16 protein-coding genes are annotated in these 15,184 nt (G+C 73.0%); 8 read left to right on the forward strand and 8 right to left on the reverse strand.

Going from position 1 to position 15,184, the window contains the following annotated elements; all coding sequences use genetic code 11:
- Nucleotides 1-100: 100 nt before the first annotated feature.
- From ACGFI1_RS07670 to ilvA, 3 genes are read left to right on the forward strand one after another with little or no spacing between them, the layout of a single operon-like run.
- The gene (locus tag ACGFI1_RS07670) at nucleotides 101-1,303 is read left to right on the forward strand and encodes an FIST signal transduction protein (RefSeq protein ID WP_386872716.1); all 1,203 of its coding nucleotides are present in this window, start codon (nucleotides 101-103) and stop codon (nucleotides 1,301-1,303) included.
- A complete protein-coding gene (locus tag ACGFI1_RS07675; protein WP_392783989.1) occupies nucleotides 1,300-2,250 on the forward strand; it encodes an ROK family protein in 951 nt (316 codons plus the stop codon). The genes ACGFI1_RS07670 and ACGFI1_RS07675 overlap by 4 nt, the downstream gene beginning before the upstream one ends.
- 26 nt (nucleotides 2,251-2,276) lie before the next feature.
- Nucleotides 2,277-3,500 carry a threonine ammonia-lyase gene (gene ilvA / locus ACGFI1_RS07680; protein ID WP_387069696.1) on the forward strand — a complete coding sequence of 408 codons (1,224 nt, stop codon included), beginning with the start codon at nucleotides 2,277-2,279 and terminating at the stop codon, nucleotides 3,498-3,500.
- A gap of 18 nt (nucleotides 3,501-3,518) precedes the next feature.
- Here the strand turns inward: ilvA and ACGFI1_RS07685 are convergent, their stop codons facing one another.
- The 5 genes from ACGFI1_RS07685 to hppD all read right to left on the reverse strand — a co-directional run bounded on the left by ACGFI1_RS07685 (nucleotide 3,519) and on the right by hppD (nucleotide 9,843).
- Nucleotides 3,519-4,943 carry a M1 family metallopeptidase gene (locus ACGFI1_RS07685; protein ID WP_392783990.1) on the reverse strand — a complete coding sequence of 475 codons (1,425 nt, stop codon included), beginning with the start codon at nucleotides 4,941-4,943 and terminating at the stop codon, nucleotides 3,519-3,521.
- Nucleotides 4,944-5,077: 134 nt separating this feature from the next.
- Nucleotides 5,078-6,688: a M1 family metallopeptidase gene (locus ACGFI1_RS07690; protein ID WP_387069693.1), complete on the reverse strand. Its 1,611-nt coding sequence runs from the start codon at nucleotides 6,686-6,688 to the stop codon at nucleotides 5,078-5,080.
- A gap of 61 nt (nucleotides 6,689-6,749) precedes the next feature.
- Entirely contained in the window at nucleotides 6,750-7,706 is a 957-nt protein-coding gene (locus ACGFI1_RS07695) for an RDD family protein (RefSeq protein ID WP_392783992.1), read from the reverse strand.
- Nucleotides 7,707-7,783: 77 nt separating this feature from the next.
- Entirely contained in the window at nucleotides 7,784-8,632 is an 849-nt protein-coding gene (locus ACGFI1_RS07700; RefSeq protein ID WP_387069690.1) for an RDD family protein, read from the reverse strand.
- A gap of 119 nt (nucleotides 8,633-8,751) precedes the next feature.
- A complete protein-coding gene (gene hppD, locus ACGFI1_RS07705) occupies nucleotides 8,752-9,843 on the reverse strand; it encodes a 4-hydroxyphenylpyruvate dioxygenase (protein WP_392783994.1) in 1,092 nt (363 codons plus the stop codon).
- A 134-nt stretch (nucleotides 9,844-9,977) separates the two neighbouring features.
- On the opposite strand from hppD, the gene ACGFI1_RS07710 reads away from it, so the two are divergent.
- Nucleotides 9,978-10,454: an Lrp/AsnC family transcriptional regulator gene (locus ACGFI1_RS07710; protein ID WP_392783996.1), complete on the forward strand. Its 477-nt coding sequence runs from the start codon at nucleotides 9,978-9,980 to the stop codon at nucleotides 10,452-10,454.
- A gap of 71 nt (nucleotides 10,455-10,525) precedes the next feature.
- Here ACGFI1_RS07710 and greA read toward each other — a convergent pair whose 3' ends face one another.
- Entirely contained in the window at nucleotides 10,526-11,026 is a 501-nt protein-coding gene (gene greA, locus ACGFI1_RS07715) for a transcription elongation factor GreA (RefSeq protein ID WP_138637015.1), read from the reverse strand.
- A gap of 211 nt (nucleotides 11,027-11,237) precedes the next feature.
- Nucleotides 11,238-11,621: a DUF4307 domain-containing protein gene (locus ACGFI1_RS07720; protein ID WP_138637014.1), complete on the reverse strand. Its 384-nt coding sequence runs from the start codon at nucleotides 11,619-11,621 to the stop codon at nucleotides 11,238-11,240.
- 176 nt (nucleotides 11,622-11,797) lie between these two features.
- On the opposite strand from ACGFI1_RS07720, the gene mca reads away from it, so the two are divergent.
- The 3 genes from mca to ACGFI1_RS07735 all read left to right on the forward strand — a co-directional run bounded on the left by mca (nucleotide 11,798) and on the right by ACGFI1_RS07735 (nucleotide 13,641).
- Nucleotides 11,798-12,661, forward strand: a complete 864-nt coding sequence (gene mca, locus ACGFI1_RS07725) for a mycothiol conjugate amidase Mca (protein ID WP_392784558.1) — start codon at nucleotides 11,798-11,800, stop codon at nucleotides 12,659-12,661.
- A complete protein-coding gene (locus ACGFI1_RS07730) occupies nucleotides 12,661-12,897 on the forward strand; it encodes a hypothetical protein (RefSeq protein WP_386872706.1) in 237 nt (78 codons plus the stop codon). Before mca ends, ACGFI1_RS07730 begins: the two co-directional genes overlap by 1 nt.
- A 78-nt stretch (nucleotides 12,898-12,975) precedes the next feature.
- Nucleotides 12,976-13,641, forward strand: a complete 666-nt coding sequence (locus ACGFI1_RS07735; protein WP_392783998.1) for a hypothetical protein — start codon at nucleotides 12,976-12,978, stop codon at nucleotides 13,639-13,641.
- Nucleotides 13,642-13,670: 29 nt separating this feature from the next.
- Here the strand turns inward: ACGFI1_RS07735 and ACGFI1_RS07740 are convergent, their stop codons facing one another.
- Nucleotides 13,671-14,144, reverse strand: coding sequence for a pyridoxamine 5'-phosphate oxidase family protein (locus ACGFI1_RS07740; RefSeq protein ID WP_240807680.1), 474 nt, complete (start codon nucleotides 14,142-14,144; stop codon nucleotides 13,671-13,673).
- 80 nt (nucleotides 14,145-14,224) lie between these two features.
- Between ACGFI1_RS07740 and ACGFI1_RS07745 the strand changes: the two genes are divergently transcribed.
- Nucleotides 14,225-15,178: a ribonuclease Z gene (locus ACGFI1_RS07745; RefSeq protein WP_392784001.1), complete on the forward strand. Its 954-nt coding sequence runs from the start codon at nucleotides 14,225-14,227 to the stop codon at nucleotides 15,176-15,178.
- The last annotated feature ends 6 nt before the right edge of the window (nucleotides 15,179-15,184 follow it).

The raw sequence follows: 15,184 nt of genomic DNA on the forward strand, positions 1-15,184 counted from the left end.
CCGCCATGCCCGTCCCGCCGGTGTTTGGGTGGACGGCGCGCCGCGGGGGACACTGGGAGTGTGAACGGAGCCGGTGAATGCGGTGAGGGAGGCGGCGCCGATGGCGCGATTCGGTGATGGCCTGGCCCTCGGACCCGATCTCTCCAGCGCCGCCGCGTCGGCGGTCGAGCAGGCGCTCGCCCCGCTGAGCGCGGCGCCCGACCTGGTGTGCGTGTTCGTCACCGGGGACGACCCGGACGAGATCGAGGCGGCGGTCGTGGCCGCGGAGCAGGCGGCGGGGCCGACGATGCTGCTCGGGTGCAGCGCGTCCGGGGTGATCGGCGCCGGGCGCGGGGTGGAGGAGCGCGGCGCGGTGAGCGCCTGGGCGGCGGTGCTGCCGGGCGCCCGGCTCGACGCGTTCCGGCTGGAGACCCTCAAGGCCGACGACCGCCTCGTCGTGGTCGGGATGCCCGAGGGCCAGGACGACGACGTGGTCGGCGTCCTGCTGGCCGACCCCTACAGCTTCCCGGTGGACGCGTTCGTCGAGCGCTCCGACGAGGCGCTGCCGGGCCTGCCGCTGGTCGGCGGGCTCGCCGAGGGCGGCGGCCCCGGCGACGGCGGGCAGGGCGACGCGCGGCTGTTCGTCGGCGGCGAGGTCTACCGGGACGGCGCGGTCGGCGTGGTGATCGGCGGGTCCGTCGCCGCCGCGACCGTGGTCAGCCAGGGCGCCCGCCCGATCGGGCCCGACATGGTGGTGACCAAGGCCGAGGAGAACGTCCTCTACGAGCTGGCGGGCGTGCCCGCGCTGGAGAAGCTGGAGCAGATCGTCCTCGGGCTGCCGGAGGAGGAGCAGGAGCTCGCCGGGCGCGGGCTGCTGATCGGCGTCGCGATGGACGAGTACGCCGACGAGCACGAGCACGGCGACTTCCTCGTCCGCGGCGTGGTGGGCGCCGACCCCGACAGCGGCGCCATCGCGATCGGCGACGTGGTCGACGTGGGCCGCACCGTCCGGTTCCAGGTCCGGGACGCGGGCGCCGCCGAGGAGGACCTCGCCGCGCTGCTCGAACGGTTCGACCTGACGCCGGTCGAGGGCGCGCTGCTGTTCTCCTGCAACGGGCGAGGGCAGGCGATGTTCCCCGACTCCGACCACGACGCGAAGGTCCTCGACCGCGCGTTCGGCCCGGCCGGGGTGGGCGGCTTCTTCGCCGCCGGCGAGATCGGCCCGGTCTCGGGGCGCAACCACGTGCACGGGTTCACCGCGTCGATCCTGGCGTTCGGCCGCGCCGGGGACCGGCTGGGCGACCGGGTGGAGGACGCCCGATGACCGCGGGCCCCGTGCTCGCGGTCGACATCGGCGGGACGAAGCTCGCCGCCGCCCTCGTCGACCCGGACGGGCGGGTCACCGCCCACGACCGCGCGCCGACCCCGAACGCGCCCGGCGTGGACGGCGAGGAGCTGTGGCGGGCGCTGGACGCCCTGCTCGGCAAGCTCGTCGCCGGCGCCGGGAACCCGCCGCTCGCGGGCGTCGGCGTCGGCTGCGGCGGCCCGATGACGTGGCCAGCCGCCGAGGTGTCCCCGCTGAACATCCCGGCCTGGCGGGGGTTCCCGCTGCGCGAGCGGCTGCGCGCCCGCCATCCGGGGCTGCCCGTCCGCGTCCACAACGACGCGATCTGCGTGGCGGTCGGGGAGCACTGGCTCGGCGCCGGGCGCGGGCACGGCAACGTCCTCGGGATGGTGGTGTCCACGGGCGTCGGCGGCGGGCTGATCCTGGACGGCCACCTCGTCGACGGCGCCAGCGGCAACGCCGGGCACATCGGCCATGTCGTCGTCGAGCCGGACGGGCCGCCGTGCGCCTGCGGCGGCCGCGGCTGCCTGGAGGCGATCGCGCGCGGCCCCGGGCTGGTCGCGTGGGCGCGGGAGCAGGGGTGGCGGCCCGGCGACGGCGCCGCCACCGGCGTGGAGCTGGCCGCCGACGCGCGCCGCGGCGACCCGGTCGCCGGGTCGGCGATGCGGCGCGCCGGGCGCGCCATCGGGATCGCGCTCGCGTCCGCGACGCACCTGTGCGACCTGGAGGTCGCCGCGATCGGCGGCGGCCTCTCGCAGGCCGGGCCGCTGCTGTTCGACCCGATGCGGGCGGCGTTCGCGGCGCACGCCCGGATGGAGTTCGCGACCCGCGCCCGGATCGTCCCGGCGGCGCTCGGCCAGACCGCGGGGCTCGTCGGCGCCGCCGCGCTGATCCACGAGCAAGATCGTTACTGGAGTGCGGACTGAGGGGCGGGGGGTGCGAGGATCGGACCATGACCTCCGTCAGCGTCGACGACGTCCGTGCCGCCCGCGAGCTGCTGCGCGCGGTGGCCGTCCCCACCCCCCTCATCCCCTCCCGGGTCCTGTCGGAGCAGCTCGGCGGGCCCGTCATGCTCAAGTGCGAGAACCTGCAGCGCACCGGATCGTTCAAGATCCGCGGCGCGTACGTGCGGATCGCCCGGCTCAGCGAGGCCGAGCGGGCCGGCGGCGTGGTGGCGGCGAGCGCCGGCAACCACGCGCAGGGCGTCGCGCTCGCCGCGTCCATGCTCGGCTGCAAGGCCACCGTGTTCATGCCGACCGGCGCCCCGCTCCCCAAGATCGCCGCGACCCGGGGCTACGGCGCCGAGGTCGTGTTCCCCGGCCCGACCGTCGACGACTGCCTCATCGCCGCGCAGAAGTACGCCGACGAGTGCGGCGCGGTGTTCATCCACCCGTTCGACCATCCCGACGTCGTCGCCGGGCAGGGCACGATCGGGCTGGAGATCATGGAGCAGTGCCCGGCCGCCCGGACCATCGTGGCGCCGGTGGGCGGCGGGGGCCTGCTGTCCGGCATCGCCGCGGCGGCCAAGGGCGTGCTGAAGGAGGCCGGCGGCCGGGAGGTCAAGATCCTCGGCGCGCAGGCCAAGCGCGCGGCGGCGTTCCCGCCCTCGCTCGCCGCCGGCAGGCCCGTCCAGGTCGAGATCGAGCCGACCATGGCGGACGGGATCGCCGTCGGCCGCCCGGGCGACCTCACCTACGACCTGTTCACGGGCCTCGTGGACGCCGTCGTCACCGTGACCGAGGAGTCGATCTCGCAGGCGCTGCTGCTCTGCCTCGAACGCGCCAAGCAGGTCGTCGAGCCGGCCGGCGCGGCGGGCGTCGCGGCGATGCTGGAGCACATGTACGCGTTCGAGCCGCCCGTCGTGGTGCTGCTGTCCGGCGGCAACATCGACCCGCTGCTGCTGTCGAAGGTGCTGCGGCATGGCCTCGCCGGCGCCGGCCGGTACCTCGTCGTCCGCTGCCGGCTCAAGGACCGTCCCGGCGCCCTCGTTACGCTGCTGAGCGAACTCGCCGAGCTGGGCGTCAACGTCCTGGACGTGATGCACGAGCGCGTCGCCGCCCGGCTGCACGTCGAGGAGGCCGAGGTGCTCATGCACCTGGAGACGCGAGGGGCCGACCACTCCGAAGACGTGATCGGCCGCCTGCGCGAGAAGGGCTACACGCTCACCCTGAGCTGAGCCCGGACGGGGCCCGGCTCACAGGGCCGGCTTGCCCTCGGAGTAGAGCCACGCCTTGGCCCAGCCGTCCAGGTTCTCTCCGGACAGCCGCGCGGCGAAGCGGACGAAGTCCGCCGTGGAGGCGTTGCCGTCCCGGTGGGCGGCGGGCCACGCCTTCAGCAGCCGGAAGAAGTCGCCGTCGCCGATGGTCGTGCGCAGCACGTGCACCGCCATCGCCCCGCGGTCGTAGACGAGCCCGTCGAAGATGTGGTCGCGGCCCGGGTCGGCGACCCTGCCCTTCCACAGGCCGTCGTCCGCCGGGGTCGCGTACACGCCGTCGAAGCTCTTCTGGACGGGCACGCCGTCGGCGTGCTCGGACCACATCCACTCGGCGTAGGTGGCGAAGCCCTCGTTCAGCCAGATGTCGGCCCACTTCGCCGGGGACACCGAGTCGCCGAACCACTGGTGGCCCAGCTCGTGCGCGAGGAGGGTGCCGCTCGGGATGCTGCCGGGCCGGCGCCCCAGGTCGTACACGGGGCGGCCCTGCGTCTCCAGCGCGTAGCCGACGCCGGCCTTGACCACGATGCCGCCCGTGGAGGTGAACGGGTAGCGCCCGTAGACCGACGCCTGGAAGTCGGTGACCTGGGCGGTCTGGTCGTGGAACTTCTTCGCGTCCGCCGGCTTGATCGCCATGGCCTGGTCGGTGGCCGTCAGGTTCGGGATGCCCGACCCCGTCCGGCCCTTGAGCACGTCGTACCTGCCGATCGCGAGCATGGACAGCTCGCTCGCCATCGGGTTGCGGACGTCCCAGCGGGTGGTCGTCCAGCCGCCCTTGGCCCAGGTGCCGCGCAGGTCGCCGTTGGCGAGCGTGTTGAGGCCCTTGGGCGCCGACAGGGTGAAGGTGTACGTCGCCTTGTCGGTCGGGTGGTCGTTCACCGGGAAGACGGTGGCGGCGCCGAACGGCTGGTTCAGCATGACCGCGCCGTCGGGCGTCGGCACCCAGCCGGACGTGCCCAGCGTCGCGTCGTCGATCGTCTGCGGGACGCCCGAGTACGCGACCGTCACGGTGAAGTGGCGGTGCTTGCGCAGCCCCTTGGGCGGCGTGATGACCAGCTCCTGCGCGCCGGCGCGCGTGAAGGACGCCTTGCGCCCGTCCACCGTCAGCGACGAGATCTTCAGCGGGCCGAGGAAGTCCAGGTCGAACCGGGACAGGTTCTGCGTCGCCTTCGCCTTGATCTTCGTGACGGCCTGGATCCCCTTCGTGGCGGGGTCGTACTTCAGCCCGATGTCGTAGTGGGCGACGTCGTAGCCGCCGTTGCCCATGTCCGGGAAGTAGGGGTCGCCGGCCCCGGGCGCGCCCGGGGTGAAGCGCGCGGCGGCGGCGCCCGCGGGCGCCGCGGTCACCGCGAGGCTCGCGGCGACGCCCAGCGACACGGCGGCCAGGGCTCGTGGAGTTCTGCTCATCGACCTCGTCCTCGGTTACCTCGGTAAGCCGTCACTACCGTGATCAAGACTTTCTCGCGAGGTGGGCCGGGGCAAGCGCGATTTGGTATCGAATTCGCCTGATCATGGCCGATCCCGTGGCCGGGACCGGCCGTTCACTTCGCCGGGCGGCCCTTCTTGTACAGCCAGTCGTCGAAGAACGCGTCGAGCTTCTTGCCCGACACCCGGTTCGCCAGCGCGACGAACTGCTTCGTCGTCCCGCTGGAGTGGGCCCGCTCCTTCGTCCAGGTCTGCAGGATCTTGTAGAAGACGTCCTCGCCGACCCGGTTCCGCAGCGCGACCAGCGCCATGCCGCCCCGGTCGTACACCGAGCGGCCGAACATCTGCTTGCGGCCGGGGTCGCCCGGCGGGACGTTCCACAGCTCCTGCCCGCCGATGCCCTCGTAGGCCTCGTCGAAGTGCTCCTGGACGGTCTGGCCGCCCGTCTTCTCGTCCCACAGCCACTCGGCGTAGGTCGCGAAGCCCTCGTTCAGCCAGATGTCCTGCCAGCGGGTGAGGCTGACGCTGTCGCCGAACCACTGGTGCGCCAGCTCGTGCGCGACGATCGTCGGCTGCAGCCCGAACGCCCCGTACACCGGGCGGGTCTGCGTCTCCAGCGCGAAGCCGACCTCGGCGTTGTCGATCAGGCCGCCGGTGGAGGAGAACGGGTAGGGGCCGAAGAGCCTCGACCACTCCTCGGTGATGTCGCCGTTCAGCTTGTGGAACTGGTCGATGCTGACGCCGGGCAGCGTCGGGTCGACCGCGGTGATGACCGGGATCCCGCTCGGCGTCTTGCCCGTCCGCACCGCGAACCGGCCGACGTCCACGGTCGCGAGGTAGGTGGCCATCGGCTTGTTCACGCGCCACTTCGACGTCGTCATCGCGCGCTTGGCCGTGCCGTGCCAGGCGACCGGGTCGATCCCCGGGCCGCCGTCGCCGGGGCCGCCCGAGCCGGGGCCGCCGCCGGGCGGCACGCCGGGCGCCGTGGGCGCACCCGGCGCACCGGGCGTCCCGTCCGTGCCGGTGACCGGCGACTCGGGCTCGCCGTTGGCGATCGCCGTCAGCCCCTGCGGCACCGTGATCTCGAAGTCGAAGGTGGCCTTGTCGCTCGGATGGTCGTTGCTCGGGAACCAGGTGTGCGCGCCGCTCGGCTGGCACGCCACGAACACGCCGTCCCGGGTGCGGATCCAGCCGTAGGTGCCGAGCACCGGGTCGTTCGTCGGCTCCGGGGTGCCCGAGTACTCGACGACCGCGGTGAACTCCGCGCCCTTCGCCAGCGGCTTCGCCGGGGTGATCTCCAGCTCCTCGCCGCCGCGCTGGTGCCGCGCGGCCGCCCCGTTCACCTTGATGGACGCGACGTCCAGGCCGGTGAGGTCGAGGTTGAAGCGGGCGAGGCGCTCGGTCGCGGTCGCGGTGATCGTCGCGGTGCCGGCGAGCTGCTTCGGCCCGTCCGGGGTGATGGTGAGCTTCAGCCCGTAGTGCTTGACGTCGTACCCGCCGTTGCCGTCGCCCGGCACGTAGGCGTCGCCCGCGGTCGTCGGGCCCGCCGGCCCGGTCACGGCGCCCGTCGGCGAACCGCCCGGCCCGCCGGGGTCGTCGCCGCCGAGGGGGCCCTGGCAGGCTGCGGTCAGCGACCCCGCGACGGCGAGGGCGGCCAGTCCCGCGGCACCGCGGACGGCCCGCGACCCGTGAGGGCGGGGACTGGGGGAGTTTCCGGCCGTATGCACGCGCCCAGCCTGCCCGTAGCGAAGCCCGCCGGGCAACTCGGACGCCCGCCCCGGACCCCGGTCAGCGGAAGTCGTAGGGGTTGGGCGCGTGCGGTTCGGCCTTGACGACGACGGTCTGCGCCACCTTGCAGTGCAGCGCCTGCTTGCGCTGGTCGAACAGGATCCACAGGATGTCGATGAGGCCGATGCAGCCGCAGATGCCGCCGAGCACGCTGTAGAACGCCGAGCGTCCGACGGCCTGGCCGGTGGTGATCGCCTGCCCGTCGTCGGCGCGGACGACGCGGATCCGCAGCAGCATCTTGCCGAGCGTCTGCCCCCACTTGGCGTGCATCAGCCAGAAGTAGAGGAACGCGAGCACGACGCTGACGGCGTTCGTCCCGACCTGGGCGCCGTTGTAGAAGGACGAGCCGGGCTCGGGGTCGACGACGCGGTCCCAGTCGATGAACGGGATGGAGACGAGCCCCGCCACGATCCCGATGATGATGAGGTCGAGGATGCCGGCGCCGAGCCGCGCCCACCGGCTCGCCAGCTCGGCCGGGGCCCCGTAGCCGCCCCCGCCGTACCCCGGCACGCTCCCGTACCCGGCCTGGCCCCCGTAGGGCTGCTGCCCGTAGGACGGCTGGCCGTAGGGCTGATGCCCGTACTGCTGCTGCTCGCCGTAGGGCTGCTGGCCCGGCTGGCCCTGCTGCCCGTAACCCTGCTGCTGGCCATAGCCCTGTTGGCCGTAGCCCTGCTGTTGCCCGTAACCCTGTTGGCCGTAGCCCTGCTGTTGCCCGTAACCCTGCTGGCCGTAGCCCTGCTGTTGGCCGTAGCCCGGCTGCTCCCAGCCCTGCTGCTCGCCCTGGCCCTGCTGCTCTCCGTACGGTCGCTGCCCCTCCTGGGGCTGCTCCCCGTACCGCGGGAGGCCGCCGTAGGGACCCCCTTCGTACGGTCCCGGCCGTCCGGGCTCCTCGTGCCCCTGCGGCCGGTCGTCCTCCGGCTCTCCCCCGGACGCGGGGTCTCTCGGCGGTTGCGTCATGTCGTCAGCGTGGCCACGCGACCGCCGTCCAAACATCGTCGCGTCCGGGAGCGCCCGAAACGTTCACCTTCAGATGATCAAAACTTGCCGGGCGGCCGCGCGTACGGGTTCGGCGTCCACGGCGTCGCCTTCATGACCATCGTCCCGGCGACCTTGTCGTGCACGGCCTGCCGCCGCTCGTCCCACAGGATCCAGGCGTTGTCGAGCAGGCCGACGAGGCCGAGGATGCCCGCGGCCGGCGTCAGGAAGTTGAGCACCAGCGTGACGATCGCGATGGCGTAGACGAAGCCCTGCCGGGCGAACGCCTGGCCCCAGGTGATCGCGGAGCGGTCGGACGCCTGCACCACCCTGATGCCGAACGCCTTCTTGCCGAGCGTCTGGCCCCACTTCACGTGCAGGACGGTGTAGTACGCGAAGCCCACCACGAAGACGACCGCGTACCCGGCCAGCAGCACCGGGATGTTGTAGAGGTCCATCGGGTTCGTGATCGGCTCGCCGGAGTCGATGGACTCCTGCATCTTGTCCCAGCGGATGGCGGCCAGGGCGGCGGGCATGGCGAGGATGCCGAGCAGGATGCTGTCCAGGATGCCCGCGCCGAGCCGCGCGAGGCGTCCGGCGAGCTGCTCCTGGGGGCCGCCGGGGACGCCGTAGCCGGGCAGGGGCGGCGCCTGCGGCAGCGGCCCGCCGGGCACGCCCTGGCCGTAGCCGGGCTGGGGCGGGCCGTAGCCGGGCGCCGGCGCGCCGCCGGGCGGTGCGAAGCCGCCCGCCGGGGGAGGCGGGGCCGCGCCGGGCTGGGTGCCGTACGTGCCCTGGTAGGGCGGCGGACGCTCGGGGGAGGGAGGCGCTTCCGGAGCCTGCGCGTCCGGTGCGCCCTGCGCGGGTGTCTCCTCGTCCGGGGGCTGGGGGTTCTGTGGTGGTTCGCTCATGGCCCCACAGTGTGCCCGCTGGTGGTCACGTCCAGGACACCGGAAAGCCCGGGGCCGGTCCCGTCCGCTCTCCCGGAGCGGGCGGAACCGGCCCAGGACCCCCGAGTCCGGAGCGGGCGTCACAGGTTGCCGCGGCGCTCCTGCTCCCGCTCGATCGCCTCGAACAGGGCCTTGAAGTTGCCCTTGCCGAACCCGAGCGAGCCGTGCCGCTCGATCAGCTCGAAGAAGACGGTCGGACGGTCCTGGACGGGCTTGGTGAAGATCTGCAGCAGGTAGCCGTCCTCGTCCCGGTCCACCAGGATGCGGCGCTTCTGCAGCTCCTCGATCGGCACCCGCACCTCGCCGATCCGCTCGCGCAGCGCGGGGTCCTCGTAGTAGGAGTCCGGGCTCTCCAGGAACTCCACCCCGGCGGCGCGCATCCGGTCCACCGACGCGAGGATGTCGCCCGTGGCGAGCGCGATGTGCTGCACGCCCGGCCCGCCGTAGAACTCCAGGTACTCGTCGATCTGCGACTTGCGCTTGCTCTCCGCCGGCTCGTTCAGCGGGAACTTCACCTTGCGGCTGCCGTCCGCGACGACCTTGGACATCAGCGCCGAGTACTCGGTCGCGATGTCGTCGCCGACGAACTCGGCCATGTCGGTGAAGCCCATGACGCGGTGGTAGTAGTCGGCCCACTCGTCCATGCGCTCGACGTTGCCGACGCAGTGGTCGACGGCCTGGAAGAAGCGCTTCTCTGGCGGCGCGACGATCGGGTCGGCGGCGGCGAACCCGGGCAGGTAGGGGCCGGAGTAGTTGGAGCGGTCGACCAGCGAGTGCCGGGTCTCGCCGTAGGTGGCGATCGCGGCGATCGTCACCTTGCCGTGCTCGTCCGCGAGGACGTGCGGCTCCTCCAACCCGGTGGCGCCCTTGGCGAGCGCGTGCCGGTAGGCGTGCTCGACGTCGGGCACCTCGATCGCGAGGTCGACGATCCCGTCGCCGTGCGCGGCGATGTGCCGGCCGATCTCCGTGCCCGCCTTCACCGGGCCGCGGAACACGAACCGGGCGCTGCCGGACTCCAGCACGTGCACCGCCTCGTCGGGGCTGCCGTTCTCCGGGCCGCGGTAGGCGACCCGGCGCATCCCGAACGCGGTCGAGTAGTAGTGGGCGGCCTGTTTGGCGTTGCCGACGGCGAAGACGACGGCGTCCATACCCTTGACCGGAAACTCATCCATGCCCACCAATCTCGGCATACGACTACAAGGTGCGCAAGAGTGGTGCGAATCACTGGACAATCTGTATAGTGACCCCCCGAACTGGCCGGTAATTCTGTGCAGGGTGACCACGGTCACGGACGACGGGAGGCGCGGTGGCGATCGACGAGCTGGACGCCCGCCTGATCGAGATGTTCACCGCCGAGCCGCGCGTCGGCGTCCTGGAGGCCTCCCGCCGGCTCGGCGTCGCGCGCGGCACCGTCCAGGCGCGGCTGGACCGGCTGGCCCGGGACGGCGTCGTGGCGGGGTTCGGCCCGGAGATCGACCCGGCGGCGCTCGGCTACGGGGTGACCGCGTTCGTCACTGTGCAGCTGCGGCAGGCGGGCGGGCACGACCCGGTGGCCGCCCGGCTCGCGCAGGTCCCCGAGGTGATCGAGGCGCACACCATCACCGGCCCCGGCGACATGCTGTGCCGCATCGTCGCCCGCAGCAACACCGACCTGCAGCGCGTCATCGACGTCATCGTGGACGTCGCGGGCGTGGAGCGCGCCTCCTCGGTCATCTCCCTGGCCACCCAGATCCCGTACCGGACCCTCCCGCTGGTCAAGGCGGCCGCCGCGCAGCGGGGCTAGCGCAACGAAAAACCGCCGGGCGGATCGCTCCGTCCGGCGGCTCTCACCTCCGCAGTGGCCCGGCCGGGGGGCTACGCGCCCCCGTACGGCGTCGCGTCGAGGATCTCGACGCTCATGGAGCGCCCGTTCGGCAGGGTGTAGCTGGCCTTCTCGCCGACCTTCTTGCCGTCGATGGCGGCGCCGAGGGGCGACTTGGGCGAGTAGACGTCGATCGGGGCGCCGACCTCCTCGCGGGAGGCGAGCAGGAACGTGACCTCCTCGTCGTCCCCCTCGAAGGAGATCGTGACGGTCATGCCGGGACCGACCACGCCCTCCGTGCGCGGGGCCTCGCCGACGCGCGCGTTCTCCAGGATGCTCTGGAGCTGGAGGATACGGCCCTCGATCTTGCCCTGTTCCTCCTTGGCCGCGTGGTAGCCGCCGTTCTCGCGCAGGTCCCCCTCCTCCCGCGCCGCCTCGATCTTCTGAGCGATCTCGATGCGGCCCGGGCCCGACAGGTGGTCCAGCTCGTTCTTGAGCCGGTCGTACGCCTCCTGGGTGAGCCAGGTGACGTTGTCAGCGCGGGTCTCGGTCACGGGTACTCCTCATCCACATGTTGCGATCCTCACCCGCCCACAGCGGGTGGGTGTCACATCTACATGAAGTGCGGCCGGGTGAAACCTCTAGCCTATCCGGTGTGTGCGGGTAAAGGTTCCCTGAACTCGGCGTCCGCAATCCGCCAATCGCGGTTCGCCGCTCACCCGGCGCGCCGGGCGGCCGGCCGGGCGTCCGCCGGTCCCGGCCGGGTCATTCCTTGACGCAGTCGTGGATCCGGGCGCCGGTGGCCCGCCGCGGCGTCGTCAGCGTCTCCGTCCCCGAGACGCCGGACTTCCCGGCCGGGGCGGAGACCGTCGTCTCCGCCAGGATCGCGAAGTCGGTGTCGTAGGCGTCGACCGTGCAGCGGACCGCGTCGCCCTTCCCCTTGGCCACCGTGTAGTTGATCTTCACCGAGGTGTCGGTGATGTCGTAGGAGACGGTCTGCGGGACGATCCCCGGAGTCTGCCCCGAGTGCATCGCGAGAACCCCGATGCCCACCGCCATCAGCGCCGCCAGGAGCCCGGCGACCACCATTCCGGCGCGGCCGCGCCGGGGCTCGGCCGGGGCCGCGGGTTTCGACACGCTCGTCGTCATGGCGGGGAATCTCCGTGCGGTGTGCGGACGTTGTCAGGGACAATTCTCGTCTGTGCTGGCGCATGCCTCGAACCGGGGGCCGCCAAGAGTCCGGAGAGGGAGATCCCCACGTGTCCGAGGTCATCGACGGTACGACGCTCGACCGGCCCTGCGGCGGCGACGAGCCGCTGCGCCTCATGGCGGTGCACGCCCACCCCGACGACGAGTCCAGCAAGGGCGCGGCCACGATGGCGCGGTACGTCGCCGAGGGCGTCGAGGTGCTGGTCGTCACCTGCACGGGCGGTGAGCGCGGCGACATCCTGAACCCGGCGATGGACCGGCCGGAGGTCAAGGCCGACATCGGCAAGGTCCGCGAGGCGGAGATGGCGCGGGCCCGCGAGATCCTCGGGGTGGAGCAGCGCTGGCTCGGCTTCGTCGACTCCGGCTTCCCGGAGGGCGACCCGCTGCCGCCGCTCCCGGAAGGCTGCTTCGCGCTGGAGTCGCTGGAGACCGCCGCCGAGCCGCTGGTGCGCGCCGTCCGCGACTTCCGCCCGCACGTGATCCTCACCTACGACGAGAAGGGCGGCTACCCCCACCCCGACCACGTGAAGTGCCACGAGGTGTCGGTGGAGGCGTTCGAGGCCGCCGGCGACCCGGAGCGCTACCCCGGCGCGGGCGAGCCCTGGCAGCCGCTCAAGCTCTACTACCACATGACCTTCAGCAAGGAGCGCATCCTCGCCCTGCACACGGCGATGGAGGACGCCGGCCTGGAGTCGCCTTACGGCGACTGGATGAAGCGCTTCGAGGACGGCGACGACACCCGCGCCACGTGGGAGGTGACCACGCGCGTCGAGTGCGCCGACTACTTCGAGACGCGGGACCGCGCCCTGCTCGCCCACGCCACCCAGATCGACCCCAACGGGTTCTGGTTCGTCGTCCCGATGGACGTCCAGCGCGAGGCATGGCCGACCGAGGACTACCATTTGGCCAGGTCCCTCGTCGACACCGAGGTGCCGGAGGACGACCTGTTCGCCGGCATCCGGGAGAAGGTGTGTCTGTAATGCCTCCCCTCTACGCCATGCCGCTGAACGATGACACGGTCAGTCCCGGCGTCCTCGGCTTCGTGGTGTTCCTCGCCCTGGTGGCCGCGACGGTCTTCCTGATCCGCTCGATGGGCAGGCAGATGAAGAAGATCCAGGCGCCCAGCGAGGCCGACCTGAAGCAGCAGGCGTGGGAACGCGCGCAGGCGGCCGACAGCGCCCCGGCGGCGAAGTCCGCCGCCGACGACGACGCCTGAGCGGGCGGCGGGCGCCGCGCCCGAGCGCGGCGCCGCCTCCCCGGTTCGATCCGGTCGCGGCCGGGGAGGACCCTCGACGTGCGCGCGAACTTCGAGGACGCCTACCGGGAACTCGCTCCGGCGGCGGCCCGGCTGCTCAGGCTGCTGAGCCTGCCGCCCGGCGACGACATCGGCCCGGCGGCGGCCGCCGCCCTCGCCGACATGCCGGAGAGCCAGGCGCGCGGGCTGCTGGAGACGCTGGCCGCGCACGGCCTCGTCGCCGCGTCCGGTGACCGGTTCCGGCTGCCCGGCCCCGTCCTCGGCTTCGCGCGGGAGCGGGCCGAGCACGAGGAGACCGAGGACGCCCGCAACGCCGCGCTGCGCCGCCTCCTCGACCACTCCCTCGTCCAGGCGGGCGGAGCGGCGGAGCCCGGCGGCCTCGGCGCGGCCCTGCTCGACCGCGAGCGCTGGTCGGAGGCCGCCGAGGTGCTGGGGGAGCGGCTGACCGAGGCCGAGGACGAGGCCGAACGCGCGCGCGTGCTCGCCGCGCTCGGCGACGCCTACCTGCGCGCGCACCGGCCCGTCGCGGCGATCAACTTCTTCGGCCAGGCGCTGGACATCGTGCGGCGGCGGGGCGAGGTCGGCGAGCAGGCCGGCATGTTCGTGCACATCGCCGACGCCGCCCGCGAGCGCGGCGACCACGCGGCCGAGGGCGCCGCGCTCGGCCGCGCCGCCGTGCTGGCCCTGGAGGACGGCGCCCCCTAGGGCCTTCCGGTGCCTCCCGGGGCCCGCGGCTACACCTTGCGGTGGTCCCAGCTGACGACGCGGTCGGGCTCCATGACGATCAGGACGCGCTTGGCCAGCGCCTGCTCGATGCCCTCGGCGATCACCGGGTCGACGGGCTCGCCGATCTCCGGGACGGGCAGCCCCGCCATCCGCGAGCCGACGACCATGCCGACCTTGCTGCGCGGCCCGGGGTCCTCGATGACGAGGCCGCGCCCGTAGAGCGCGACGCCGCGCAGCTCGTTGTACTCGACGCCGTCCTCGACCAGGCACGTCATGGTCGGGTCGCGGCGCAGGTTCAGCACCTTCTGCGACGCCTTGTACGTGGTGAAGGCGATCTTGCCGTCGAGCAGCGTGTAGAACATCGTGACGAGGTGCGGCTCGCCGTCCTTGCCCACGGTGGCGACTTGGACCTTGAAGTTGTCCGCGAGGTAGGACGCCACCTCCTCCGGCGTCATCTTGATCTTGTCGCGCTTGCCGGCCAACGGGCCCTCCCTGGGTCGCGTGTATCGCGCACAGAATAACCAAGCGCTTGCACGGCTCCCGCACCCGGCACCATGGGGGCATGTCGGTGCGCGAGTTGATCGTCCTCGGGTCCGCCAGCGCGGTGCCCACCAAGAACCGCAACCACAACGGGTACCTGCTGCGCTGGGACGGCCACGGCGTGCTGTTCGACCCCGGCGAGGGGACGCAGCGGCAGATGTCGCGCGCCGGGGTCGCCGCGAACGACGTGACCTGGATCTGCGTGACGCACTTCCACGGCGACCACTGCCTCGGCGTGCCCGGCGTCGTCCAGCGCATCGCCCGCGACGGCGTCGAGCACCCGGTGGACGCGGCGTTCCCGGCGAGCGGCGCCCCGTACTGGGAGCGGCTGCGGCACGCCGCCGTCTTCCGCGACACCGACGTCGTCCGCGAGCGGCCCGTCTCCGGCGAGCGGATGCGGCTCGACACCGGCGACGCCCCGTTCACGCTGACCGCGCGGCGGCTGTCGCACCCGGTCGAGGCGTACGGGTACCGGCTGGAGGAGCCGGACGGCCGCACCATGCTGCCCGGCGAGCTGGCGGCGCGGGGCGTCCGGGGGCCGCTGATCAGGCGGCTCCAGGAGGAAGGCCGCGTCACCGCGCCGGACGGCCGCACGGTGACCCTCGACGAGTGCAGCGTGCCCCGTCCCGGGCAGAAGGTCGCGTTCGTCATGGACACCCGGCTCTGCGACGGCGTCCGGGAACTGGCGGACGGCGTGGACATGCTCGTCATCGAATCGACGTTCCTGCACGAGGACGCCGCGCTGGCGGCCGAGTACGGCCACCTGACGTCGGCGCAGGCGGGAGCGGTCGCGGCGGAGGCGGGCGTCCGGCACCTCGTCCTCACCCACTTCTCCGAGCGGTACCGCGCCGAGGACGAGCACCGCTTCACCGACGAGGCGTCCGCCCACTTCGGCGGTGACGTCACCCTGGTCCACGACCTGGACCGGATCCCGCTGCCGCCGCGCCGCCTAACAGGACGGGATCAGGGGCAGTAACCACGG

The organism is Actinomadura geliboluensis, assembly GCF_043197915.1.
Lineage (GTDB): Bacteria > Actinomycetota > Actinomycetes > Streptosporangiales > Streptosporangiaceae > Spirillospora > Spirillospora geliboluensis.

Coding starts and splice junctions, on each gene's coding strand:
- ACGFI1_RS07685 (WP_392783990.1), bottom strand. CDS start 4,943: ATGAGCAGAACTCCACGAGCCCTGGCCGCCGTGTCGCTGGGCGTCGCC.
- ACGFI1_RS07695 (WP_392783992.1), bottom strand. CDS start 7,706: ATGACGCAACCGCCGAGAGACCCCGCGTCCGGGGGAGAGCCGGAGGAC.
- ACGFI1_RS07730 (WP_386872706.1), top strand. CDS start 12,661: ATGCCTCCCCTCTACGCCATGCCGCTGAACGATGACACGGTCAGTCCC.
- hppD (WP_392783994.1), bottom strand. CDS start 9,843: ATGGATGAGTTTCCGGTCAAGGGTATGGACGCCGTCGTCTTCGCCGTC.
- ACGFI1_RS07675 (WP_392783989.1), top strand. CDS start 1,300: ATGACCGCGGGCCCCGTGCTCGCGGTCGACATCGGCGGGACGAAGCTC.
- ACGFI1_RS07720 (WP_138637014.1), bottom strand. CDS start 11,621: ATGACGACGAGCGTGTCGAAACCCGCGGCCCCGGCCGAGCCCCGGCGC.
- ilvA (WP_387069696.1), top strand. CDS start 2,277: ATGACCTCCGTCAGCGTCGACGACGTCCGTGCCGCCCGCGAGCTGCTG.
- ACGFI1_RS07745 (WP_392784001.1), top strand. CDS start 14,225: ATGTCGGTGCGCGAGTTGATCGTCCTCGGGTCCGCCAGCGCGGTGCCC.
- ACGFI1_RS07670 (WP_386872716.1), top strand. CDS start 101: ATGGCGCGATTCGGTGATGGCCTGGCCCTCGGACCCGATCTCTCCAGC.
- mca (WP_392784558.1), top strand. CDS start 11,798: ATGGCGGTGCACGCCCACCCCGACGACGAGTCCAGCAAGGGCGCGGCC.
- ACGFI1_RS07700 (WP_387069690.1), bottom strand. CDS start 8,632: ATGAGCGAACCACCACAGAACCCCCAGCCCCCGGACGAGGAGACACCC.